The 22,308-nt window shown below is 66.2% G+C and carries 18 protein-coding genes; 12 read left to right on the forward strand and 6 right to left on the reverse strand.

The window, feature by feature from the left end; all coding sequences use genetic code 11:
- Positions 1-72 precede the first annotated feature (72 nt).
- From kdpB to FHS74_RS03470, 5 genes are all read left to right on the forward strand, one after another.
- Positions 73-2,232: a potassium-transporting ATPase subunit KdpB gene (kdpB, locus tag FHS74_RS03450; RefSeq protein ID WP_246462893.1), complete on the forward strand. Its 2,160-nt coding sequence runs from the start codon at positions 73-75 to the stop codon at positions 2,230-2,232.
- 13 nt (positions 2,233-2,245) lie between these two features.
- Complete coding sequence (kdpC, locus tag FHS74_RS03455; protein WP_184797505.1) at positions 2,246-2,848, forward strand: potassium-transporting ATPase subunit KdpC; 603 nt, start codon at positions 2,246-2,248, stop codon at positions 2,846-2,848.
- A gap of 129 nt (positions 2,849-2,977) precedes the next feature.
- The gene (locus FHS74_RS03460; protein WP_184797507.1) at positions 2,978-5,680 is read left to right on the forward strand and encodes a DUF4118 domain-containing protein; all 2,703 of its coding nucleotides are present in this window, start codon (positions 2,978-2,980) and stop codon (positions 5,678-5,680) included.
- A gap of 4 nt (positions 5,681-5,684) precedes the next feature.
- Positions 5,685-6,386, forward strand: a complete 702-nt coding sequence (locus tag FHS74_RS03465) for a response regulator (RefSeq protein ID WP_184797509.1) — start codon at positions 5,685-5,687, stop codon at positions 6,384-6,386.
- 143 nt (positions 6,387-6,529) lie between these two features.
- Positions 6,530-7,075, forward strand: a complete 546-nt coding sequence (locus FHS74_RS03470; protein ID WP_211106084.1) for a PTS sugar transporter subunit IIA — start codon at positions 6,530-6,532, stop codon at positions 7,073-7,075.
- Between the two features lie 22 nt (positions 7,076-7,097).
- On the opposite strand, the gene FHS74_RS03475 is transcribed toward FHS74_RS03470, so the two are convergent.
- Positions 7,098-8,006, reverse strand: coding sequence for an alpha/beta hydrolase (locus FHS74_RS03475; RefSeq protein ID WP_211106085.1), 909 nt, complete (start codon positions 8,004-8,006; stop codon positions 7,098-7,100).
- 100 nt (positions 8,007-8,106) lie between these two features.
- On the opposite strand from FHS74_RS03475, the gene FHS74_RS03480 reads away from it, so the two are divergent.
- Together FHS74_RS03480 and FHS74_RS03485 are read left to right on the forward strand one after the other, a co-directional pair.
- Positions 8,107-9,012 (forward strand): LysR family transcriptional regulator, encoded by a 906-nt coding sequence (locus FHS74_RS03480; RefSeq protein ID WP_184797511.1) that lies wholly within the window; start codon positions 8,107-8,109, stop codon positions 9,010-9,012.
- Positions 9,013-9,082: 70 nt separating this feature from the next.
- Positions 9,083-9,859: a CBS domain-containing protein gene (locus FHS74_RS03485; protein ID WP_184797513.1), complete on the forward strand. Its 777-nt coding sequence runs from the start codon at positions 9,083-9,085 to the stop codon at positions 9,857-9,859.
- A 357-nt stretch (positions 9,860-10,216) separates the two neighbouring features.
- On the opposite strand, the gene FHS74_RS03490 is transcribed toward FHS74_RS03485, so the two are convergent.
- The 3 genes from FHS74_RS03490 to FHS74_RS03500 form a co-directional block, all read right to left on the reverse strand.
- On the reverse strand, positions 10,217-11,071 hold the full coding sequence (locus FHS74_RS03490; protein ID WP_343066848.1) for an oxidoreductase: 855 nt from the start codon (positions 11,069-11,071) through the stop codon (positions 10,217-10,219).
- A gap of 76 nt (positions 11,072-11,147) precedes the next feature.
- Positions 11,148-12,149 carry an NADP-dependent oxidoreductase gene (locus FHS74_RS03495; protein WP_184797515.1) on the reverse strand — a complete coding sequence of 334 codons (1,002 nt, stop codon included), beginning with the start codon at positions 12,147-12,149 and terminating at the stop codon, positions 11,148-11,150.
- 61 nt (positions 12,150-12,210) lie between these two features.
- Entirely contained in the window at positions 12,211-12,999 is a 789-nt protein-coding gene (locus FHS74_RS03500) for an SDR family NAD(P)-dependent oxidoreductase (RefSeq protein WP_184797517.1), read from the reverse strand.
- 60 nt (positions 13,000-13,059) lie between these two features.
- Between FHS74_RS03500 and FHS74_RS03505 the strand changes: the two genes are divergently transcribed.
- The 4 genes from FHS74_RS03505 to FHS74_RS03520 all read left to right on the forward strand — a co-directional run bounded on the left by FHS74_RS03505 (position 13,060) and on the right by FHS74_RS03520 (position 19,649).
- Positions 13,060-13,671 (forward strand): TetR/AcrR family transcriptional regulator, encoded by a 612-nt coding sequence (locus FHS74_RS03505; RefSeq protein WP_211106086.1) that lies wholly within the window; start codon positions 13,060-13,062, stop codon positions 13,669-13,671.
- 418 nt (positions 13,672-14,089) lie between these two features.
- Positions 14,090-14,650, forward strand: a complete 561-nt coding sequence (locus FHS74_RS03510) for an EF-hand domain-containing protein (protein ID WP_184797519.1) — start codon at positions 14,090-14,092, stop codon at positions 14,648-14,650.
- A 245-nt stretch (positions 14,651-14,895) separates the two neighbouring features.
- Positions 14,896-17,325, forward strand: coding sequence for a glycoside hydrolase family 2 TIM barrel-domain containing protein (locus FHS74_RS03515; RefSeq protein ID WP_184797521.1), 2,430 nt, complete (start codon positions 14,896-14,898; stop codon positions 17,323-17,325).
- Between the two features lie 44 nt (positions 17,326-17,369).
- Positions 17,370-19,649 (forward strand): glycoside hydrolase family 31 protein, encoded by a 2,280-nt coding sequence (locus tag FHS74_RS03520; RefSeq protein ID WP_246462894.1) that lies wholly within the window; start codon positions 17,370-17,372, stop codon positions 19,647-19,649.
- On the opposite strand, the gene FHS74_RS03525 is transcribed toward FHS74_RS03520, so the two are convergent.
- Positions 19,621-20,100: a DUF2267 domain-containing protein gene (locus tag FHS74_RS03525; protein WP_184797525.1), complete on the reverse strand. Its 480-nt coding sequence runs from the start codon at positions 20,098-20,100 to the stop codon at positions 19,621-19,623. The genes FHS74_RS03520 and FHS74_RS03525 overlap by 29 nt on opposite strands.
- Before the next feature lie 198 nt (positions 20,101-20,298).
- Entirely contained in the window at positions 20,299-20,913 is a 615-nt protein-coding gene (gstA, locus tag FHS74_RS03530) for a glutathione transferase GstA (protein ID WP_184797527.1), read from the reverse strand.
- A gap of 378 nt (positions 20,914-21,291) precedes the next feature.
- Between gstA and FHS74_RS03535 the strand changes: the two genes are divergently transcribed.
- Positions 21,292-22,206, forward strand: a complete 915-nt coding sequence (locus FHS74_RS03535; RefSeq protein ID WP_184797529.1) for a hypothetical protein — start codon at positions 21,292-21,294, stop codon at positions 22,204-22,206.
- Positions 22,207-22,308 lie beyond the last annotated feature (102 nt).

The raw sequence follows: 22,308 nt of genomic DNA on the forward strand, positions 1-22,308 counted from the left end.
CTGGATCCCCTGGGCACAGACCCAAGGTTGAAACGCATGTTTTGGCGTCATCCGTTCTTCGGAGATTTTGAGATGTCATCCCCTTCCATCGTCCATCCGGGGCAGCAGCCGGTGGCCCCCCAGCCCACCGAGCCCGCGCCCGCCGCGTCGAGCCGCCGGACCGCCAAGTCCGCGCTGCTGGATCCGGCCATCCTGGGCCCGGCCGTCAAGGCCAGCTTCACCAAGCTGAACCCCGCCACCCTGGTGCGGAACCCCGTCATGTTCCTGGTGGCGGCGGTGGCCCTGCTGACCACCGTCCTGCTGGCGCGCGACCTGGTGACGGGGGCCGCGAACACCGGCTTCTCCTCCCAGATCGTGCTGTGGCTGTGGTTCACGGTGCTGTTCGCCAACTTCGCCGAGGCGGTGGCCGAGGGCCGGGGCAAGGCCCAGGCCGACAGCCTGCGCAAGACCCGCACCGAAACGGTGGCCAAGCGCCTGACCGGCCCCATGGTGCAGAAGGGGGCGGCGCTCACCGCCGCCTCGTTTCAGCAAGTGGGGGCCGCCGACCTGAAGGTGGGCGACCATGTCGTGGTCGACGCCGGTGACATCATCCCCAGTGATGGGGAGGTGGTGGACGGCATCGCCACGGTGGACGAGTCCGCCATCACCGGTGAATCCGCCCCCGTCATCCGTGAGAGTGGCGGCGACCGGTCGGCCGTCACCGGCGGCACCCGCGTGCTGTCCGACCGCATCATCGTCCGCATCACGGCCGCCCAGGGCTCCACCTTCCTCGACCGCATGATCTCCCTGGTCGAGGGGGCGGAGCGGCAGAAGACCCCGAATGAGATCGCGCTCAACATCCTGCTGGTGGGTATGAGCCTGATCTTCATCCTGGCCGTCGTCTCCATCCCCGGCTTCGCCGCCTACGCCGGTGGCGCGGTGCCGGTGGTGGTGCTGGTCGCCCTGTTCGTCACGCTGATCCCCACCACCATCGGTGCCTTGCTGTCGGCCATCGGCATCGCCGGCATGGACCGCCTGGTGCGCTTCAACGTGCTGGCCATGTCCGGCCGCGCGGTGGAGGCGGCGGGCGACGTCGACACCCTGCTGTTGGACAAGACCGGCACCATCACCCTGGGCAACCGCCATGCCGCCGAGTTCATCCCCGTGTCGGGCGTGAGCGACAAGGAACTGGCGGAAGCGGCCCAGCTGTCGTCCCTGAGCGACGAGACGCCGGAAGGCCGGTCCATCGTCGTGCTGGCCAAGGAGAAGTACGGCCTGCGCGGCAAGGACATGGGCGGCCTGAACGCCCGCTTCGTCCCCTTCGCCGCCCAGACCCGCATGAGCGGTGTCGATTTGGAGGGCGGCATCCAGATCCGCAAGGGTGCCGGCGATGCCGTGCTGCGCCATGTGGCGAGCTTGCGCGGCAGCCAGCCGGTGCGCCACGCCGAGCTGGAGGCCATCGTCGAGCGCATCGCCAAGGCTGGCGGCACGCCGCTGGTGGTGGCGCGCAACGACCGGGTGCTGGGCGTCATCTACCTCAAGGACATCGTCAAGGGCGGCATCCGCGACCGCTTCGCCGAACTGCGGCGCATGGGCATCCGCACGGTGATGATCACCGGTGACAACCCGCTGACCGCCGCCGCCATCGCGGCGGAGGCCGGGGTGGACGACTTCCTGGCCCAGGCGACGCCGGAGGACAAGTTGGCCCTGATCCGCAAGGAACAGGCGGAGGGTCGTCTGGTCGCCATGTGCGGCGACGGCACCAACGACGCCCCGGCCCTGGCCCAGGCGGACGTGGGTGTGGCCATGAACACCGGCACCCAGGCCGCGCGTGAGGCCGGCAACATGGTGGATCTGGACAGCGACCCCACCAAGCTGATCGAGATCGTCGGCATCGGCAAACAGCTGCTGATGACCCGGGGCGCCTTGACCACCTTTTCCATCGCCAACGACGTCGCCAAGTACTTCGCCATCATCCCGGCGATGTTCGCGGGCCTGTACCCGGCCCTGAACGCGCTGAACATCATGCACCTGGCCACACCGCAATCGGCCATCCTGTCGGCCATCATCTTCAACGCCCTGGTCATCATCGCCCTGATCCCGCTGGCCCTGAAGGGCGTGCGCTATCGGGCCCTGCCGGCCGCCAGCCTGCTGTCGCGCAACATGCTGGTCTACGGCCTGGGCGGCATCGTCATCCCCTTCATCGGCATCAAGGCCATCGACATGGTCGTGACCGCCGTCGGTCTGGCCTGAGGAGGCCAATCCCATGCTCAAGCAAATCCGCCCGGCCATCACCCTGGCCCTGTTCTTCACCGTGCTCTGCGGCCTGATCTATCCCCTGGGCATGACCGGCATCGCCCGGGCGCTGTTCCCGGCCCAGGCGGGCGGCAGCCTGATCGCGGCCAAGGACGGCACCATCGTCGGCTCCACCCTCATCGGGCAGAACTTCACCTCGGAGAAGTATTTCTGGGGCCGGCCGTCGGCCACCACCGACACCGACCCCAACGACAGCACCAAGACGGTGGCGTCGCCCTACAACGCCGCCAACTCCTCGGGCTCCAACCTCGGCCCCACCTCCAAGGCGCTGGTCGATCGCATCGCCGGGGATGTCGAGAAGTATGGCGCCACCAAGGACCATCCGGTGCCGGTGGATCTGGTGACGGCGTCGGCCAGCGGCCTGGACCCGGACATCTCGCCCGCCGGCGCCTATTACCAGGTGGCCCGCGTGGCCAAGGCCCGGGGGCTGAGCGAAGCCGCCGTCCGCGGCCTGGTGGACGCCCACATCGAAGGCCGTGTGCTGGGCCTGATCGGGGAGCCGCATGTGAACGTCCTGGCGCTGAACCGCGCCTTGGATGCCACGCATCCGTGAGGGGGTTAGGCTAAAGGCTCGCTGTTCCGGAACCGTTGGCGCTATTCTCGCCAACGGGCCGGACGGTGGCTTTTTGCCGTTTGTTTCCTTGCCTTGCCTTGCCTTGCCTTGAAAGATCGACCGTTCGCTGTGACCAACGCCGACTATACCAATCGTCCATCGCCCGATGCCCTGTTGAGCCAGGCCATGCAGGAGCGCCGGGGCAAGCTGCGCATCTACCTGGGCGCCGCCCCGGGTGTGGGCAAAACCTATCAGATGCTGGAAACCGCCCGGCAGCTGAAGGCCGAAGGCGTGGACGTGGTGGTCGGCGTGGTGGAGACCCATGGCCGGCGGGAGACGGAGGCCATGCTGGCCGGCCTGGAGGTCGTGCCCCGCCGGGTGCTGGACTACAAGGGCCGCACCTTGGAGGAGATGGACATCGACGCCCTGCTGCGCCGCCGTCCGCGCCTGGCCCTGGTGGATGAGCTGGCCCACACCAACGCCGCCGGCAGCCGCCACGCCAAGCGCTACTCCGATGTCGAGGAACTGCTGGCCGCCGGCATCGACGTGCTGACCACCCTGAACATCCAGCATGTGGAAAGCCTGAACGACGTGGTGGCTCAGATCACCCGCATCCGCGTGCGCGAGACGGTGCCCGACAGCGTGCTGGAGACGGCGGATGAGATCGAGGTCATCGACCTGCCGCCGCAAGACCTGATCAAACGCCTGAACGAGGGCAAGGTCTATATCCGCGAGCAGGCGCAGCGGGCGCTGAAGCACTATTTCTCGCCCGGCAACCTGACGGCCCTGCGCGAACTGGCGCTGCGGCGTACGGCGCAGCGGGTCGATGACCAGATGCTGTCCTACATGCAGCGCCACGCCATCCAGGGGCCGTGGGCGGCGGGCGACCGCGTGCTGGTCTGCGTGTCGGAGGACAAGACCGCCGGCGGCCTGGTGCGCTATGCCAAGCGCCTGGCGGACCGGCTGAAGACGCGCTTCACCGCCCTTTACGTCGAGACGGCCCGCACCCAGCGCCTGGGCGAGGCGGCGCGCGACCGCATCGCCGACACCCTGCGCCTGGCGGAGCAGTTGGGGGGCGAGGCCATCACCGTTCCCGGCCGCACCATCGCCGCCGACGTGCTGGGCTATGCCCGATCCAACAATTTCACCCATATCATCATCGGCAAGTCGGAACGGCCGCGCTGGTTCGAAATCGTGCACGGCTCCGTCGTGCATGAACTGGTGCGCAAGGCCGGCACCATCTCCGTCCACGTCATCGCCGGCGAGGCGGTGGAGACGGAGGAGATACCGCCCAAGTTGGTGCGCACCCGCCCCGAGGCGGGCGGGCTGGATTTCCGGCCCTATGGCGTGGCCACGCTCATGGTGGCGCTGGCCACCGTGGTGGGCAGCCTGCTGGGCAACACCATGGACGTGCGCAACCTTTCGCTCGTCTACATCGCCGCCGTGCTGGCCAGCGCCATCCTGCACGGCTACGGCCCCTCGCTGTTCGCCTCCTGCCTCAGCGTCCTGGCCTACAACTTCTTCTTCCTGCCGCCGCTCTACACCTTCACCATCCGCGATCCGTCCAACGTGGTGGCGCTGGTGTTCTTCACCATCGTCGCCGTCTTCACCAGCCGCCTGACGGCGCGGGTGCGCGAACAGGCGACCATCGCTGCCAACCGCGCCCGCATCACCGCGCAAATGTTCTCTTTCGCGCGCAAGCTGGCCGGCATCGGCGAGATGGAGGATTTGCTGTGGGCCACCACCCACCAGGTGGCGCTGTTGCTGAAGGTGCGCGTCGTCCTGCTGATGCCCGACGACCACGCGGCGCTGGAGGTGAAGGCCGGCTATCCCCCCGAGGACCAGGTGGGGGAGATGGACCTGGCCGCCGCCCGTTGGGCCTATGACAACGCCAAGCCGGCCGGCCGCGGCGCCCCCACGCTGCCGGGGACCCAGCGCCTGTTCCTGCCGGTGCGGACGGAGCGCGGCGTGGTGGCGGTGGTGGGCGTGGACACCGACGACCCCGGCCCCATCCTGACGCCGGACCAGCGTCGCCTGCTGGACGCCATCATGGATCAGGCGGCCGTGGCCATCGAGCGGGTGAAGCTGGTCCAGGACATCGACAAGGCCCGGCTGGAGGGGGAGACGGAGCGGCTGCGCTCCGCCATGCTGACCTCGCTCTCCCACGATTTGCGCACCCCCTTGGCCGCCATCATCGGCACCGCCACCACCCTGAAGGGGGAAGGCGAGGGGATGGAACCCGCCACCCGCGCCCAACTGACCGCCGACCTGCTGACGGAGGCCGAGCGCATGGGCCGGTTCGTGCGCAACCTGCTGGACATGACGCGGCTGGAGGCCGGGCTGGACATCAAGCGGGAGCCCACCGACCTGGTGGACGTCGTCCACACCGCGACCCAGCGGGCGCGCCCCGTGCTGGCCGGGCGGACCCTGGACCTGGACCTCGCCCCCGACCTGCCGCTGGTGCGCACCGATTATCTGCTGCTGGAACAGGTGCTGTTCAACCTGCTGGACAACGCCGCCAAATACTCGGCGCCCGACGCGCGGGTGACGGTGTCGGCGGCGCGGCGGCACAACCATGTCCTGATCCGGGTGATGGACGAGGGCGTCGGCATCCCGCCCGACAGCCTGGACCGCATCTTCGACAAGTTCTATAGGGTGGAGCAGCGTGACCACCGCCAGGCCGGGACCGGCCTGGGCCTGGCCATCTGCCGGGGATTCATGACCGCCTTGGGCGGCACCATCAGGGCGACCAACCGCACGGACAAGTCGGGGGCGGTGTTCGAGCTGACGCTGCCGACCGATGACGCGCTGGATGCCTGGGTTCTCGGGTGAAAAGATGAGCAAACCCCATCGCATCCTGGTGATCGAGGACGAGGTGGCCATCCGCCGCCTGCTGCGCGCCGTGCTGACGCCCCTGGGCTGGACCGTGGTGGAAGCGGCGACCGCGCAGGAGGGGATGGTGCAGGCGCGTCTGCCCGGCATCGACCTGGTCCTGCTGGATTTGGGGTTGCCGGATGGCGACGGCCTGGATCTGGTGGGGCGGCTGAAGGCCGAACGGCCCACGCCCGTCATCATCCTGTCCAGCCGGGATCAGGAGGATGACAAGGTGGCGGCGCTGGATCTGGGCGCCGACGACTATGTCACCAAGCCGTTCGGCACGGCCGAACTGATGGCCCGCATCCGCGCCGCGCTGCGCCATGCCGTGCAGCAGCAGGGGGGGCGGTCGGTGGTGAACGCCGGCGGGCTGGAGATCGACCTGATCAACCGGCATGTGAGCCGGGCGGGGGAGAAACTGCACCTGTCCCCGACGGAGTTCGATCTCTTGCGCTATCTGGCGGCCCATGCCGGCAAGATTTTGACCCACCGGCAAATCCTCAAGGAAGTCTGGGGCCCGGCCAAGGAAGACGAGGTGCAGTACTTGCGGGTCTATATCCGCATGTTGCGCCAGAAGATCGAAAACGATCCCAACGCGCCGGGAATCATCCAGACGGAACCCGGCATCGGCTACCGCCTGGTGATTAGCGACGAATCCCCCTGATTTCATGGGCTTTTCACGGAAACGAATCATGGACGTGCATCCATTCCCGGTTCGCGGGTGCGTTATGCCGCCGCAGATGGGGCTTCCCAAAGGCCCTGAGATCCCTTATTTGACGGCGATCGGTCACCAGTACGGTTGTTTTCATGCACCGCTCAAGCGTTGCGGCCGGGCCGGCCTTCCCCGCCCCCAAGGTCGCTGACGTCATGGCCTCCATCACGTCCGATCCGTCGTCCTCGGCGCTGGCCCCGTCGTCGGTGGGGCTGGGAATCACGGTCGCGACCAAGGATGGTGTCCTGAAGGAAGTGGCCCTGCGCATCGCCGCCGCCGGTGGCCTGGACGTCGGCGCCGTGATGGACGACCTGCGCGCCCGTGAGGCGCTGGGCTCCACCGGCGTGGGCGCCGGCATCGCCATCCCGCACGCCCGCTTCATGAGCATCAGCCGCCCCATCGGCGCCTTCGTCCGTCTGGCCCGCCCGGTGGAGTTCGAGGCCATCGATGGCGCGCCCGTGGATCTGGTCTTCGGCCTGCTGACGCCCGTCCATTGCGGCAACGCCCATCTCCAGGCCCTGGCGCGCATCAGCAGGGCGCTGCGCACCCCCGGCCTGGCCGCAAGCCTGCGCGCCGCCCCGGACGCCCTGTCGCTGCACGCCCTGGTGGCGCCTATCCTGGACGCTGGCGCCGCCTGCTGACCAGCAGGCGGCACCGTCCCCCTCATGCGGTCCCGAAGGCAGACCGTAGGAAGGCGACGCCCGCGTCGACCGCGGCCTCGCCCAGAGGGTTGCTGGCCCTGTCCTTGAAGAATTGCATGAAGCCGTGCGTCTGCCCCGGGTAGACCACCGCATGGGCGTCCACGCCCGCCCGCGCCAGGGCCTCAGCGTAGGCCACGCCCTCATCCCGCAAGGGGTCCATTTCCCCCGTCTGCACCAGGGCCGGTGGCAGCCCGGCGTGGCTTGGGGCCGATAGCGGCGCCACCAGCGGACTGTATGGATCGATTCCCGCCGGGATATAGGCCGACATGAACATGCCTTTGGCCGCCCGCGTGGGGAAATGGGTATCGCCATATTCCGCCCAGGAGGGCGTGTCCATCCTGTTGCTGGTGGAAGGGTACATAAGCCATTGCGCGACGACGGCGGCGCCGCGGCGTTCACGCGCCAGCAGGGCGGTGGCCGCCGCCAGGGTGCCGCCAGCGCTGTCCCCCGCCAGGGCGATGCGGGTGGCGTCCCCGCCGATCTCCGGGGCGTGGGCCGCCAGCCATTCCAGGGTGGCATAGACGTCGCTCAGTCCGGCGGGGAAGGGGTGTTCCGGCGCTAGGCGATAGTCGACATAGACCACCAGGGCCGACGCCTTACTGGCGATGGCCCGCGCCAGCACCTCATGCGTCTCCAGATCTCCGGCGGAGAAGCCGCCGCCGTGCACGAACAGGATCACCGGCAGCGTCATCCCCTGGGGCGCTGTGGCCGGCACGTACAGCCGCGCCGGGATGGTTCGGGCGGGGCCACTGGCCGGGATGGCCAGCGTCCGCTCTTCCGCCACCAGATCCGGGGTGCCGGCGGAAGGGATCATGGCGCGGTATTCCGCGCGCATGCGGGCCACGGCGGCGGCGATATCCTGTTCAGTCATTGTCCGTCTCGGTAAGGGCTGGCGTTGCCGGACTGTACGGTTGGCGATCAAACGTGATAAATCGTCGTTATCGCTGATCATTAGAAATAAATTGGATGGAATGGACCGCCTGACCAGCATGCGCATCTATGTCCAGGCGGTGGAACTCGGCTCGTTCTCGGCGGCGGCGGCGGCGCTGGACCTGTCGCCCCAACTGGTGGGCAAGCATGTCCAGGCGCTGGAGCAGCATCTGGGCGTACGCCTGCTCAACCGCACCACGCGGCGCCAGGGACTGACGGACATCGGTCGCATTTATTATGAGCGGGCCAAAATCATCCTGGCGGAAGTCGACGCCGCCGACAGCCTGGCGGCGGAAAGTCGTGCCGTGCCCCGTGGGCGCTTGCGCGTCAACGCCCCGGTCAGTTTCGGTATCCACCTGCTGGCGGCTCGGCTGCCAGTGTACATGCGCCGGTATCCGGAGGTGTCGGTGGACCTGACCCTGGCCAACCGGCGGGTGGACTTGATCGACGAAGGATATGACGTGGTCTTCCGCATCGGTGAACTGGCGGACAGCCGGCTGATGGCCCGCGCGCTGGCTCCCTATCGGCTGATCTTGTGCGCCGCCCCGTCCTACCTGGACAGCCACCCGCTCCCGACCCACCCGCTGGATTTGCGGGACCATGAGTGCCTGCTGTTCCCCAACACGGCGCTGCGGAGCGCATGGCCGTTCGTGGGGCCGGATGGTTCCGTGTCCGTCCCTGTCGCCGGACGCTTGAGCATCGATAGCGGAGAGGCGCTGCAGGTGGCGGTATTGGCGGGCCTGGGTATCGCGTTGCAGCCGGTCGAGGTGGCGCGGGCCGACCTGGCGGCCGGCCGCCTGCGCGTCCTGCTGCCGGACTACACCGTGCCCGCCCGGCCCATGCACGTGCTCTATGCCCCCGATCATCGGGTTACGCCCAAGCTGCGTAGCTTCCTGGATTTCGCCGCCGCCGAATTCGGTTCAGGCGACAATTGGATGGACGGCTGATTGACCCGTATCAAGGACGCCCCCCGACCGTGGGGGCAGTATGGCGGCATCCCAACCGGAGGATGCCGCCATGACCGCGCCCGCTCCCAAAGTCGATTTCCTCGCCCCCACCGCCGTCCGCCAGATCATGACGCCCGGCGTCCTGACCGTGCGGCCGGACACGCCGCTGGTGGATGCCCTGCGCCTGATGGTGCGCAACCGCATCAGTGGCCTGCCGGTGGTGGTGGATGATGAAGGGGCTGTCCGCGTGGTCGGCGTCCTGACCGAGGGCGACCTGTTGCGCCGGGCGGAAACCGGCACGGAGACGCCGGCCTCCTGGTGGCGGCGGATGTTCACCACCCCGGGCGACCAAGCCGACCAGTATAGCAAGGTCCACGGCCGGCGCGTGGACGAGGTGATGACGCGGGACGTCATCAGCGTCGACGTCGATGACGACGTCACCGCCGCCGTCGCCTTGATGGACCGCCACAAGGTGAAGCGCCTGCCGGTGCTGGCCCACGGCCACCTGGCCGGTGTGATCAGCCGCGCCGACGTGGTGCGGGCCCTGCTGCATGCCTTTGATGTCAGCACCGACCCGGTGGAGGAGCCGCCGCTGCTGGACACGGAAATCCGCTACCGCCTGCTGGTGGAACTGGCCGACAAGCGCTGGTGGGCGGACAGCCGGGTGAACGTGGTGGTGGAGAACGGCATCGTCACCCTGACCGGCGCCGTCTATGACGCGCGCGTGGCCCAGGCCTTCCGCGTGGTGGCCGAGAATGGCGCCGGCGTGCGCGAGGTGCGCGACCATCTGGTGGTGGCCGAAGGGCTGCCCGGCTGGGCCGGCGTGGACAACGCCTTCGTGGCGTAAGGGGGCAGCTTTCGCCGGAAGACCCGGCATGAAATGACCGGCGACACCGCCGCCGCCGGGTGTCGCTGGAGCATGATGCCAACGGCGTCAAGGGCTTGCCGATGGCCCGAAAGCGGCATGTTTGTCGACCACGACCCACCAATAGATGATGGAATGGGAGTGGCGGGAACTGTCATGGCGTAGAATGGGATATTGAGGGATAGGAAGGACCGGACTGCGCATGCGATCGCCGCCGACAGTTCTCGGCCACCCATGTCGGCAATGCCGTCATGCTCTCCAGAGAGGGCGTCGCAGTGCATGGATCTACAATCCCCAAAGCTGACGGAGCCTTTCCATGGGGGCGAGGCCCCACCCCATTCAGCCGGGCAGGCCGAATTGCTGGCGCAAGATCTTGTCGAACATCCGCGCGGGCATGAGTCGGCGCAACAAGCTGACCTGCCTCGCCACTTTGCCAACGGGATAGCGCAGCCGCTGGCGCGGTGTCGTCGCCGCCAGAAGCACCGCGTCCGCCACCTCTTCTGGTGTGACCGCCGTCAGCAACGCCTTCTTGTAAAAACCATGCACCCAGGCGCGCCCGCCATCATACTCCGGCATCTTGGTGTCGGGCTCCAGCGCGCTCTGGTCGAAGTTACCTTTCACCGTGCCCGGCTCGATCAATGACACGCGGACATTGAAAGCGCGGATTTCGTGATCCAGTGACTCCGAGTAGCCTTCGAGGGCGAACTTGCTCCCGGCATAATGTGCCGAATACGGCGCCGGCAAGAACCCAAGCGCGCTACTCAGGTTGATGATGCGTCCTTGCCCGCGCGCCCGCATCGACGGCAACACCGCGTTGGTTACCCGGATAACACCGAACAGATTGACGTCGAACAGGCGCTGAACCTGTGCGGCCGAGGATTCCTCGGCGCCTCCGAACAGGCCCAGGCCGGCATTGTTGACGAGAACATCGATGCGCCCGGTGCGTGCGCGCACCTCGGAAACGAGGGACGCCACAGAGGCTTCGTCCGTCACGTCGCATGCCAGCATGGAAACCTGGCTCGGGTTGTTTCCGCTCGGCTTGCGGCTGGTGCCGAAGACGGTGAAGCCGGCGCGCGCCAGGGCCTCGGCGCTCGCACGACCGATGCCGGACGATGCGCCTGTCACGAGGGCAGTCTTTTGGGAGTTTGAGTGCATCGCTGTCGATCCGTCTTGCTGGATATGGGACGTGTTCACGATCGTGTCTTCGGAATGAGCGGCAGACATACGCTGCGGCGCCGACCCTTGCTTCAGGGTGGAAGCGATACCGCCGTCACCTCAGCGTGAGGACGACCTTGCCTTTTGACCGTCCAGTTTCGACGTAGGCCAACGCCTCATTGGTCGATTTGAACGGGAAGGTTCGATCCAAGGTCGGGCGGATGATCCTGGCTTCGATCAGCGACGTGATCTGGCTCAACTGCCTACCATCGGCCCGCATGAACAGGAACGAATAGCCGATTCCCCGGCTTGCGGCCTTCCGTCGGATGCCGAAGCTGAGAAGACGCATGACCTGACGCAGGAACCAGTTCAATCCTTGCTGCCGGGCAAAATCGGGGTCTGGCGGACCGGAAATGGAAATCAGTTTGCCACCGGGCTTCAGCACACTCAGGGATTTTTGGAGCGTGCCGCCGTCCAAGCTGGTCAAGACAACGTCGTAACCGGACAGGACCTTCTCGAAATCCTGCTTTTTGTAGTCGATCACGACGTCCGCGCCGAGGCTCTTGACCAACTCAACGTTGGCCGTACTCGTCGTCGTGGCGACGGTTGCGCCGAGGTGTTTGGCAAGCTGTATGGCGAATGTCCCGACGCCGCCGGAGCCCGCGTGTATGAGGATCTTCTGCCCTTTCCGCAGGCCGGCCCGCTCGACCAACGCCTGCCAGGCGGTGAGGCCGACCAGGGGAATCGAGGCGGCTTCCTTCATGGAGAGGTTCTTCGGCTTCAGCGCAAGGTCGGCCTCATCTATGGCAATGTGTTCGGCGAACGTTCCGACCCGGCCATCGCGTGGCCGGGCATAGACCTCGTCCCCCACCTTGAATTGGCGGACTTTGGACCCGACCCGGGCGACCACTCCGGCCATGTCGTGCCCCAAGATGAAGGGCGGGCGATACGGAAGGAGGGGTTTGAAGGCTCCATCGCGGATTTTGGAATCCAAAGGGTTCAGCCCGGCGGCATGGATCTCGACCAGGACATCTTCGTCCCCCACCACGGGCTCCGGCATGTCGCCGAAGCGTAGGGCGCCGCCCTTCTTGTACTTATCGATGATGAAGGCCTTCATGATCTGCTCTCCAGGTAACTGCCGACGCCCCCCTCCAATTGGAGATTGGCCGCGAGATTGCTCAGAACGCCGTCCGATAGCGCGCCGCCGCGTGTTCCTGGCGTGTGTTCGGCAACATGGCCTGACGCGCGGCCTGATATGTGTTCCACTGTTCCACATCGGGCAGCGGCGGGATCGTGACTGGCTCGCGACGGTCGAAGCCGACCAGCGCCGCATCGACGAGTTCATCGACTTCCATCACACCGGTCATGGTGTTGACGTCGGCGCCGACGTGTTCCCAGATTTCGGTGCGCGTCGCGGCGGGAAGCACCGCCTGGACATAGACACCCTTCGGGCCAAGCTCGACGCTGAGCCCCTGTGACAGGAACAGCGCGAACGCCTTGGTCGCGCCATAGACGGTCATGGCGAACTCCGGCGCCAGCCCGACCACGGAGCCGATATTGACGATGGCTCCTTCGCCAGACTTGGCGAACCGGGGCGCGACGGCACTTGAGAGCCGCAGGAGCGCCGTCGTGTTGAGGGCGACGAGCCGTGTGACATCGTCCGTGGACTGCTCGATGAAACTGCCGCCAAGGGCTGTTCCGGCGTTGTTGATGAGGATGCCGATGCGCGCATCGTCGCGCAGACGCGCCTCCACCACCGCAAGCTCGGCGGCCTGGGTCAGATCAGCCTGAATGATGTCGATCGCCACGCCGGTCTCCTGCCGCAGGCGCGTGGCAAGCGCCTCCATGCGCTTCCGGTCCCGCGCGACCAGCACAAGGTCATGGCCGCGCCGGGCGAAGCGATCGGCATAGGTGGCGCCGATGCCGGTGGAGGCGCCGGTAACAAGGACTGAGGGAATGGCAGCCATGGGATTGCTCTCTGCTCCGCTGAAACCTATATTCATGATAATCATCATGATTGCCTAAATATGATGGCTATCATGAATATGTCAATGGGCCTGGTGGAGAAATTTGAAATGAAGGTCAGCCGAGAGCAGATGGTGGAGAACCGCCGCCGGATTCTGGATGTCGCCAGCAGGCTGTTCCGCGACAAGGGGTTCGACGCCGTCAGCGTGTCCGAGGTGATGAAGGCGGCCGGTCTTACGCACGGCGGCTTCTATGGCCACTTCAGTTCGAAGGACGACCTCGTGGCCGAGACCATTGCTTATGTGCTCTCCAACGATGAAAAGGGGGGCGGCGACCTCCGCGCGTATCTCGACGACTATCTGGCGCCCCGACATAGGGACAATGCGGCTGCTGGCTGCCCCACGGCGGGCCTTGCCGCGGATATCCGCCACCAGACACCGGCTGCCCGTGCCGCCATGACCGCCGGGCTCCGGTCGCAAATCGAGCGTGTGATGAAAGCCCTCCCGGATATCGATGCGGCCGAAAGGCGCCGCGCGGCGATCGGAACCTGGGCTGCGATGGTGGGGGCGGTTATCCTCTCCCGCGCGATCGACGACACGACGCTTTCGGATGAGGTTCTGGAACAGACGCGCGCGTGGCTCGAAGCCGCACTGGGCCCCGCGTCTGCCCGATAAGCGCCGATGTGCACCCAACCGAGCAATTCACCACCCGTATGCTTCTCAAGCGGGCTGTCGGCCGCCATGATCTTTCCGGTGCTGACGGCACTTTTGGCCATGATTTGGGTTGGGTGTCAGGCCTGGAATGGCGTGTAAAGGGCCGATAGCAGTTGATAGATGGATTGCGGCGGTCGGCGGAAACTCTTCAATCAAATTATGGCCACAGGGTTGCTGCCGGCTGGGCTGGCGTGGACAACGCCTTCGTGGCGTGAGGGGGGCAGCTTTCGCCGGGGAACCCGGCATGAAATGACCGGCGACACCGCCGCTGCCGGGTGTCGCCGGAGCATGATGCCAACGGCATCAAGGACTTGTTATCGGCCTGAAAGTTGCATTTTTGTCAATCACAACCCACCAATAGATAATGGAGAGGGGAACGATGACCAACATTCCGACAGTCAGTTACCATCTGGACCTTGGCCAGCTGGTTGCCCCGGGCGGGGATGACACGGCCGCCCGGCAGTCGGCGCTGAACCAGATATTCCAGATCACCGATACGGACCATGACGGCGTCCTTACCAAGTCCGAGGTGGAGGCCGTGGTGAGCGGCACGGGTGGCCAGGGGGGCAGGGTCGATGCCGACGCGCTGTATGACCGGTTGAGCGACGGCGACACCCAGGCGGTGGACAAAGAGCGCTTCCTGTCCAGCTTTCCCGGCGGCGGCCTGAACGGCCCCACCCTCTATCTGTTGGCCACCACCAAGGACATGGCCGACAAGGGCTATGTCGAGACCCAGCGTTTGGTGTCCCTGGTCAATCCCAAGACGGGGGAGGTGGACGGTGGCGAATACCCATGGGTCGCACCCGAAAAGACCGACCCCGGCGGCCCCGTCGCCCGCGCCAGCCTGGACATGATGTATGGCGCCTTTTCCCAGGCGGTGAATGACGCCGGCAAGGACATGCTGAAGCGGATGCGCGACAATCAGTCGTTCCTGCCGTAAAGGCGGGCGCGAATGGCGCCATTGGCCTCCCCCCCAGCGCCGCTGGTGGCGGTGTCTTGACATTGATCTGATTACTCAGACAAATAACCTCCCATGTTAGCGCTCTCATCGGCGCGGCCCTTGCCCTCACCTCCGGGAGGGGAGGGGCCGTACCGCTGTGATTGACGACTCAGAATGAAAGAGGGTGAGGGGACGGCGATGCGGGCGGGCACCGGTTGCCGATCCCCAAACCAGGGGGGATAGCGATGTCATCAAGCCACGGCCGCGTTCTGTCGCTCGCGGCCATTTTCGCCCTTCTGTCCGTTGCGGCGGAAGCGGAACGGATGCCCCTGGTGTCCGGTTGGCGTGTCCATCCCGGTGCCGTGGTTGGGGCCGAGGCGGTGGCGTTTGATGACGGCGATTGGCGGCAGGTCACGGTGCCCCATGACGTGTCCGTCGATGATCATCCCGATGGAACGCCGCCGTTCGACGCGCAGGCCGTCGCCGGCCAGGATTCCGGCTATCTACCGGGCATGCAGGCCTGGTACCGGCGGCACATTGTTCTGGACGCGGCACAGGCGGCGGGTGTCATCCGCCTGAATTTCGAAGCCGTCTACATGGATGCCGATATCTGGCTCAACGGCCAGCCTCTCGCCCGGCACCACGATGGCTACACCGCCTTCACCCTGGATCTGACCGGCAAGGTCCGGCCGGGCGACAATGTCATCGCCGTGCGGGTCGACCATGCCGACCCGTCGTCGCGCTGGTATGCCGGCACGGGCCTCATCCGCCCGGTCAGCCTGGACCTTCTGGACCTTGTCCATGTGGCACCGGACAGCGTGGCCGTCACCACCCCCGTGGCGACGGAAGAGCGGGGCGAGGTCGCGGTGCGGTCGGCGGTGGTGAACCGGTCACCGCGCGCGGCGACCGTCGACCTGCTGTCCCGGGTGCTGGCCGCCGATGGGACGGTGGTCGCCCAGGCGCGGCGGGCGCTGCCGGTGGCGGCCAACGCCCGGGTGGATTGGGACCAAGCCCTGCGGGTGAACCGGCCGGCGCTGTGGTCGCCGGACGCGCCCAACCTTTACACCCTGGTGCAGCAGGTGCGTGTGGGTGGTGTCTTGAGGGATGAGCGGCGTACCCGGTTCGGCATCCGCACCATCACCGTCGACGCGCGCCAGGGCCTGCGTATCAACGGCCAGAAGGTGGTGCTGAAGGGTGGCAACATCCACCACGACAACTACATGATCGGCGCCGCCGGCCTGCCGGACGCGGACGCCCGCAAGGTGGCGCTGATGAAGGCCGCCGGCTACAACGCCATCCGCAGCGCCCACAACCCGGCCAGCCAGGCCACCTTGGACGCCGCTGACGCCTTGGGCATGCTGGTGATCGATGAGGCCTTCGACGCCTGGGACAAGCCCAAGCGCGCCCAGGACTATGCCCGTTTCTTCGCGACCGACTGGGCGGCGGACCTCGACAGCCTGGTGGTCAGCGGCCGCAACCATCCCAGCGTGCTGTTCTGGAGCATCGGCAACGAGATACCGGAGCAGGGCACGCCCCAGGGGGCCGAGACGGGACGGCGTCTGGCCGACCGGGTGCGCCACCTGGATCCCACCCGGCCGGTGACGCAGGCGGTGAGCATCGACGGCCCAGACAACGCCCGCCAGTTCGCCGTGCTGGACGTGGCCGGCTATAACTACCGGGCCCATCTGTTCGGTCCGGACCATGTCCAGTTCCCGGACAGGGTCATGCTGACCACGGAATCCACGCCCCAGGACGCCTTCCAGTATTGGCGGCCGGTGGAAACCATGCCCTGGGTCATCGGCGATTTCGTCTGGACGGCGGTGGATTATATCGGCGAGGCGGGCATCGGCTGGATGGGCTACAGCCAGGATTGGCAAAAGCTGGCGCCCTATCCCTGGACCCTGGCCTATTGTGGCGAGATCGACGCCACGGGACGCAAGCGCCCGGCGGCCTATTACCGCGAGGTGCTGTGGAAGACCGGCATCGACCCGATTTCCGCCTTCGTCCGCCAGCCGCCGGGGACGGAGGACCTCCCCGACCGTCATTACTTCACCATCCAACCCCCGCACCTGGACTGGTCGCTGGATGACGTGCATCCCAGCTGGACCTGGCCGGGGCAGGAGGGCAAGCCGCTGGAGGTGGTGGTCTATTCCGAGTTTCCGGAGGTGGAGCTTTTCCTGAACGGCCGCAGCCTGGGCCGCCACCCGGTGGGCGTGGAGGGTGAGTACAAGACGGCCTTCCAGGTTCCCTATGCGCCGGGCCGCCTGGTCGCCGTCGGCTATCGTGATGGCCGGCCGGCGGGGCGGTGGGAACTGCGCACCGCCGGCGCGCCGGCCGGGGCCCGGTTGTCGCTGGACCGGAAGACGGTGCGGGCCAATGGACAGGACCTGGCCTATCTGACGGTGGAACTGGTCGATGCCGATGGCGCGCCCGTCTATGCCCAGGATGGTGACCGGATGGCCGCGGTGCGGGTGGATGGGGCCGGCGTGCTGGCCGGCCTGGGCAACGGAAATCCCCGCGACGCCGCCAGCTTCCAATCCGGCCAGCGCCGCACCTTCCACGGCCGGTTGGTCTTGGCGGTGCGGGCCGGGACGCGGGCGGGCCCCATCACGATCGACGTTGACCTTGCGGGCATGCCGACGCGGCGCGTCACGCTGGACGCGACATCCCCATAAAACAAGCGGCAGGGAAGGAAATGCGTATGGCATCGGGGTATTTCATGTCCTGGCGTTCCGTGCTGTCCGGTCTTGCCGTGGCGGTCGCCCTGTCATCCGCGGCCTCGGCCGATACCGTGGTGGAGAAGTTGGGAGGCGCCGGCGCGCTGGCGCTGCGGACCGAGCGCGGCGTCCTCACCATCGAGCCGTGGCGGGACGGCATCATCCACGTCCGTTTCGGAACGCCCGGCTATCGCGGCAATTACAATCCAGCCGTCATCGGCGCTCCCGAAAACGTCGCCTTCCGTGTCGACGAGACGCCCGAGGCCTATGTCCTCAGCACCGGGCGGCTTCATGTCCGGGTCGCCAAGCGGACGGCCGCCATCACGTTCCTGGACGCGACGGACCACGTCATCCTGGAGGAGGGGGAGCGAGACGCCGGGTTGGGGGCCACCCAATGGTTCAAGACCGAGACGCCGGTTTACGGGCTGGGGCAGCACCAGAACGGCTTGCTGGACTATACGGGCCACACCATCCACCTGCAGCAGGCCAACACCGATGTCGGCATCCCCATGCTCGTGTCGCCGAAGGGCTTTGGGCTGCTGTGGAACAACGCGTCGGTCACGGACGTCGACATCGCCAATGGCAAGCTGCCATTGGGCATCCGATCCGAGGCGGGACCGGGTGTCGATTACCACTTCATCCTGGGGCCCAAGCTGGATGACGTGATCGCGGGTTATCGCGTGCTCACCGGGGATGTCCCGCTTATGGCCCGCTGGACCTGGGGCATGTGGCAGTCCAAGGAACATTACAGCACGCAGGATGAACTGGTCGCCATTCCGCGTCGCTACCGTGACATGGGCGTGCCCATCGATGCCGTGGTGCAGGATTGGCAATATTGGGCGCCGGGCCAGTGGGGTAGCCACAGGTTCGAAGCGTCGCGCTACCCCGACCCCAAGTCCATGGTGCGGGCGATCCATGACCTGAACGTCCACACCATCATATCGGTGTGGCCCAGGTTCGACCTCGACACCGGCAATCTCGCGGAACTGGATCAGGTCGGCGCCGCCTTTCCGGACGCCTTCAACAATGTCTACCCGGTTGGCTTCGGCCGCTGGTACGACGCCTGGAACGCCAAGGGCCGGGAGATCTACTGGTCTCAAATCATGCGGAACCTGGGTGTCCTGGGCTTCGATGGCTGGTGGCTGGATGGGGACGAGGCCGAACTGGGCGGGCAAACGGGCGAGATGCGGGAGCAGATGACCGCCGCCGGTCCCGGCATCGTGGTGAACAACAGCTTCCCCCTGCTGCATACCAGCGGCGTTCATGACGGCATGCGGCGGGACCAGCCGGACAAGCGGGTGTTCATCCTGTCCCGCTCCGCCTATGCCGGCCAGCAGCGCAACGGGGTCGTCACCTGGTCTGGGGACACCCATGCCAGTTGGGAGACCCTGGCCAAGCAGATACCGGCGGCGCTCAATTTTTCGCTGAGCGGCGAACCCTACTGGTCCGCGGACATCGGCGGCTTCTTCAGCCCCGATCCCCAAAAGGAACCGGGCTATGCCGAACTTTTCGTTCGCTGGCATCAGTTCGGCGTCTTCAACCCCATGTTCCGGATCCATGGGGCGGGGCAGGGCAAGGAAATCTGGAATTTCGAGCCAGCGATCCAGAAAATCCTGATCGATGACGTCAAGCTGCGTTACCGCCTGCTGCCCTATATCTACTCACTCTCCTGGGATGTGCTGAGCCACCGTGGAACAATGATGCGGGCACTGGCCTTTGATTTTCCGGAGGACGCGACAGCTTTGCGGATCAATGATCAGTACATGTTCGGCAAGGCGTTCCTGGTATCGCCTGTATTGCAGCCGGGGGCCACGACGCGCAGCGTTTATCTTCCAGGCGATGGCAGGTGGTTCGACTTTTGGACAGGTGCTGCGCAGCCGGCGGGCCGGCTCGTTGACGCGAAGGCGGACCTGGCGACGCTGCCGCTGTTCGTTCGGGGCGGCAGCATCGTGCCGTTGGGACCCGTCACCGCCTATGCCGGCGCCCCCAGCGACGAACCGGTTGAACTGCGTGTCTATCCCGGCCGCGACGCCGTCTATGAGCTTTATGACGACGAGGGCGATGGCTACGCCTATCAGGCCGGGAAACGGGCGGTCACGCCCATCGTCTGGTCGGACAAGCAGCGCCAACTCACCATCAAGGCGCGGGATGGATCCTTCCCGGGAATGGCCCCGTCCCGGCGCTTCCGCATCGTCTGCGGCGCGGCGTCGGGTGGCGCGGACGGCGGGACCTTCGTCTACACCGGTGCCGCGGTCAGCATTCGGCTGGAGCGATGTGAGTGATGGCAGGCCCGCCTTCTTGCGCGGTGGGGGGCGGCACACTCCAGAACTCCTCCGCGCCTGGGGGCAATGAGGCGAGCACGCGGGTGAAATCCTCCAGGTAGACATGGCGGCGCAGCGCCTCCGCCACGTCGCGGATCGCGGTGTCGGGGGCGAAGTTGTGATCGCGGCGCAGCGCCTGCACCTCCCGGGTCATGGATTCGCGGTCGTCGAAGGGGGGCCGAGGTTCGTCCAAATCCCAGTCGCTCACGAAGATGGCCCGCACTATGGGGGGCAGGACGCCGGCGAAGCGTATGGCGTCGGCAAAGGAAAGGCGGCGGCGAAAGGTCTGCAGCACCCCTTGCACCATGGTGTAGGTCTGGTTGCGGGTGGCCAAGCCCGCCGCGTCCCGGGCATCGATCAGGAACCGTTCAAAATCCTGGGAAGCGTGCTGCAATTCCATGGGGATGGGCATAGGGTCGCCTCCGTACGCATGGGGATATCGCAAGGGCCCGCTATAACCGGCTGCCTCAATCGGAACCACAGCCGGCAATAGATGAGTCTGTCCGCGACCAGATCACCCAGAGGCGAATCCCCTTCGGGCGATCTGGCCTGGCAAGAAGGGCCAGCCCTGGGCTGGGACGGCCCTTTTGGTGTCGCTGGTGGGGTCCGATCAGGCCGCCAGCAGGCCTTCGGCCTTCAACGCCACCTGCACCTTGGGACGCTGGCCCACGCGGGCGAAGAACGCGGCCACCTTGGCGTAGGCGCCGAGGTCGATGCCGAGGTGGGGCGTCCATCTCAGCACGACGAAGGTGTAGGCGTCGGCCACGGTGAAGGTCTCGCCGGTCAGGTAGGAACGGCCATCGGCCAGCACTTGCTCCAGATAGGCGAGGCGGCGCTCAAGGTTCTGCTTGGCGATGGCCTTGTACTCATCGGGGGTGGCCGGGTTGAACAGGGGGCTGCAGCCCTTGTGCAACTCCGTACCGACGAAGTTCAGCCATTCCTGCACCTTGTAGCGGTCCAGGCTGCCGGCGGCGGGGATCAGGCCGCTGGCGGGGGCCTGGTCGGCCAGGTACTGCGCGATCACCGCGCCCTCGGTCAGCAGGCTGCCATCGTCCAGCGTCAGCGCCGGGACCGAGCCCTTGGGGTTGGTGTCGAGGAAGTTGGCGCCGCTCTCGGTCACCTTGGTCTTCAGGTCCACCGCCTCGATGGCGATGTCCAGACCGGCCTCCAGGGCCACGATGTGCGGTGACAGCGAACAGGCGCCAGCCTTGTAGTAGAGCTTCATGGGATTATCCTCTTTGCCTGGTGTCGGCCCCTTGCATCAGGACCATGGCGGGAGCCGCACACGGGTCCATTCCTATAGGCGGTGTCCCGGGATGCCAAGCGCTTTGAAAGGCGCAGGAAGATCGCGCGTTGCGCTGTCGCGGATCGTCATTCGCTAACAGGTGACGGCGTCGCGCCGGTTGTTGGGTCGTCCATTATTTGAATATGCATGCAATATAATGTTATTTCATTGCAATTTTTCTGCTGTGAATTCACATCTGGCATCGCTGTGCTGTAAAGCGATATTTCTATTGGGATGGAGCAGGCTGTGGTCCTATTTTCACCCTTGCGAACCAACGGTGGTGATGTGTCGCGCTGGGCGGGCTGAGGGAGTGATGCGATGAGGGTTGCCTATTCCTGTGTCGTCGATGGCGGCGCCAAGTTCGAATGGCAGGCTGTGACCCTATGTTTCAGCCTCATGCTGAACGCGGGCGTTCCCGCCGGTGACATCAAGGTTCATGTGACCCCGACGGTCGGCTCGGACTTCCGGCGGTTCGCTGCGGATCAGGGGATCGATGTCAGGGCGATCGAGCCATTTCCCATGGGGCATGGCTACTGCAACAAGATACAGCAGTCTCTGGTCGATTCGTTCAATGGTTATGATCGTGTCGTGCTGTGTGATTGCGATATTTATTTCCTGTCCGCGCCTGATTTATCGGGAATATCCGCCCCGGCGGCGGGCCGGATCGTGGATTTCCCCAATCCACCGCTTCCCATTATTCAAGAAATTTATGACTGGCGCGGCATTTCCCTGCCTCAGGTCGTCCCGGCCACTTTCGCCCCTTCGCCGGACGGGTTGACCATCGCGACCAACTGGAACGGCGGCTTCTATGTCTTCTCGACCGACGTGTTGCGCGCCATCGGCCCGGTCTGGCGCGAGCACGCCCTGGCCTTGCTGGAAAGCATTGAGCGGATGGGCCGGTACCGCAATTTCGTCGACCAGCTCAGCCTGGCGCTGACGATGGACCAGCTTGGTTTGGTGTATGACCACATCCCGGCAGGCGTCAATTTCCCCCTGCATCTGGAGGCGTCGCTTTATCGCGCGGTGCCGGACGACGTCAGCGTCCTTCATTACCATGACCAACTCAGCGCCCTCTCCCAGATCCGGGCGATAGATCATCCCGTCCTGGGGAAGGCCATCGACGCCGCGAATGACAGGATAGGCCGCACCCTGGCGGAATGGCTGAACCGCGACGCGCGGCTCGCCACCCTTTTCCAGAAGTGGCAGGACCATTGCGCGGCCCCCAAGGCCTGACGGCGGGCGAGGCGGCCAGCCGGGCAGGGGGCCCCACGGGGTGCGGCGTCCATGACGGTCAGCCATGCCCGCGCCGCACTTGTCAGCCGGGGGGCTTTGCCC

The sequence above is a fragment of the Nitrospirillum iridis genome, from assembly GCF_014205765.1.
GTDB lineage: Bacteria > Pseudomonadota > Alphaproteobacteria > Azospirillales > Azospirillaceae > Nitrospirillum > Nitrospirillum iridis.

What these genes read in the sequence shown, in the direction of transcription:
- kdpB (WP_246462893.1), top strand. Translation starts at nt 73, where the DNA reads ATGTCATCCCCTTCCATCGTCCATCCGGGGCAGCAGCCGGTGGCCCCC.
- FHS74_RS03535 (WP_184797529.1), top strand. Translation starts at nt 21,292, where the DNA reads ATGAGGGTTGCCTATTCCTGTGTCGTCGATGGCGGCGCCAAGTTCGAA.
- FHS74_RS03510 (WP_184797519.1), top strand. Translation starts at nt 14,090, where the DNA reads ATGACCAACATTCCGACAGTCAGTTACCATCTGGACCTTGGCCAGCTG.
- FHS74_RS03475 (WP_211106085.1), bottom strand. Translation starts at nt 8,006, where the DNA reads ATGACTGAACAGGATATCGCCGCCGCCGTGGCCCGCATGCGCGCGGAA.
- kdpC (WP_184797505.1), top strand. Translation starts at nt 2,246, where the DNA reads ATGCTCAAGCAAATCCGCCCGGCCATCACCCTGGCCCTGTTCTTCACC.
- FHS74_RS03495 (WP_184797515.1), bottom strand. Translation starts at nt 12,149, where the DNA reads ATGAAGGCCTTCATCATCGATAAGTACAAGAAGGGCGGCGCCCTACGC.
- FHS74_RS03480 (WP_184797511.1), top strand. Translation starts at nt 8,107, where the DNA reads ATGGACCGCCTGACCAGCATGCGCATCTATGTCCAGGCGGTGGAACTC.
- FHS74_RS03520 (WP_246462894.1), top strand. Translation starts at nt 17,370, where the DNA reads ATGTCCTGGCGTTCCGTGCTGTCCGGTCTTGCCGTGGCGGTCGCCCTG.
- FHS74_RS03500 (WP_184797517.1), bottom strand. Translation starts at nt 12,999, where the DNA reads ATGGCTGCCATTCCCTCAGTCCTTGTTACCGGCGCCTCCACCGGCATC.
- FHS74_RS03525 (WP_184797525.1), bottom strand. Translation starts at nt 20,100, where the DNA reads ATGCCCATCCCCATGGAATTGCAGCACGCTTCCCAGGATTTTGAACGG.
- FHS74_RS03470 (WP_211106084.1), top strand. Translation starts at nt 6,530, where the DNA reads ATGCACCGCTCAAGCGTTGCGGCCGGGCCGGCCTTCCCCGCCCCCAAG.
- FHS74_RS03485 (WP_184797513.1), top strand. Translation starts at nt 9,083, where the DNA reads ATGACCGCGCCCGCTCCCAAAGTCGATTTCCTCGCCCCCACCGCCGTC.
- FHS74_RS03465 (WP_184797509.1), top strand. Translation starts at nt 5,685, where the DNA reads ATGAGCAAACCCCATCGCATCCTGGTGATCGAGGACGAGGTGGCCATC.
- FHS74_RS03505 (WP_211106086.1), top strand. Translation starts at nt 13,060, where the DNA reads ATGATGGCTATCATGAATATGTCAATGGGCCTGGTGGAGAAATTTGAA.
- gstA (WP_184797527.1), bottom strand. Translation starts at nt 20,913, where the DNA reads ATGAAGCTCTACTACAAGGCTGGCGCCTGTTCGCTGTCACCGCACATC.
- FHS74_RS03515 (WP_184797521.1), top strand. Translation starts at nt 14,896, where the DNA reads ATGTCATCAAGCCACGGCCGCGTTCTGTCGCTCGCGGCCATTTTCGCC.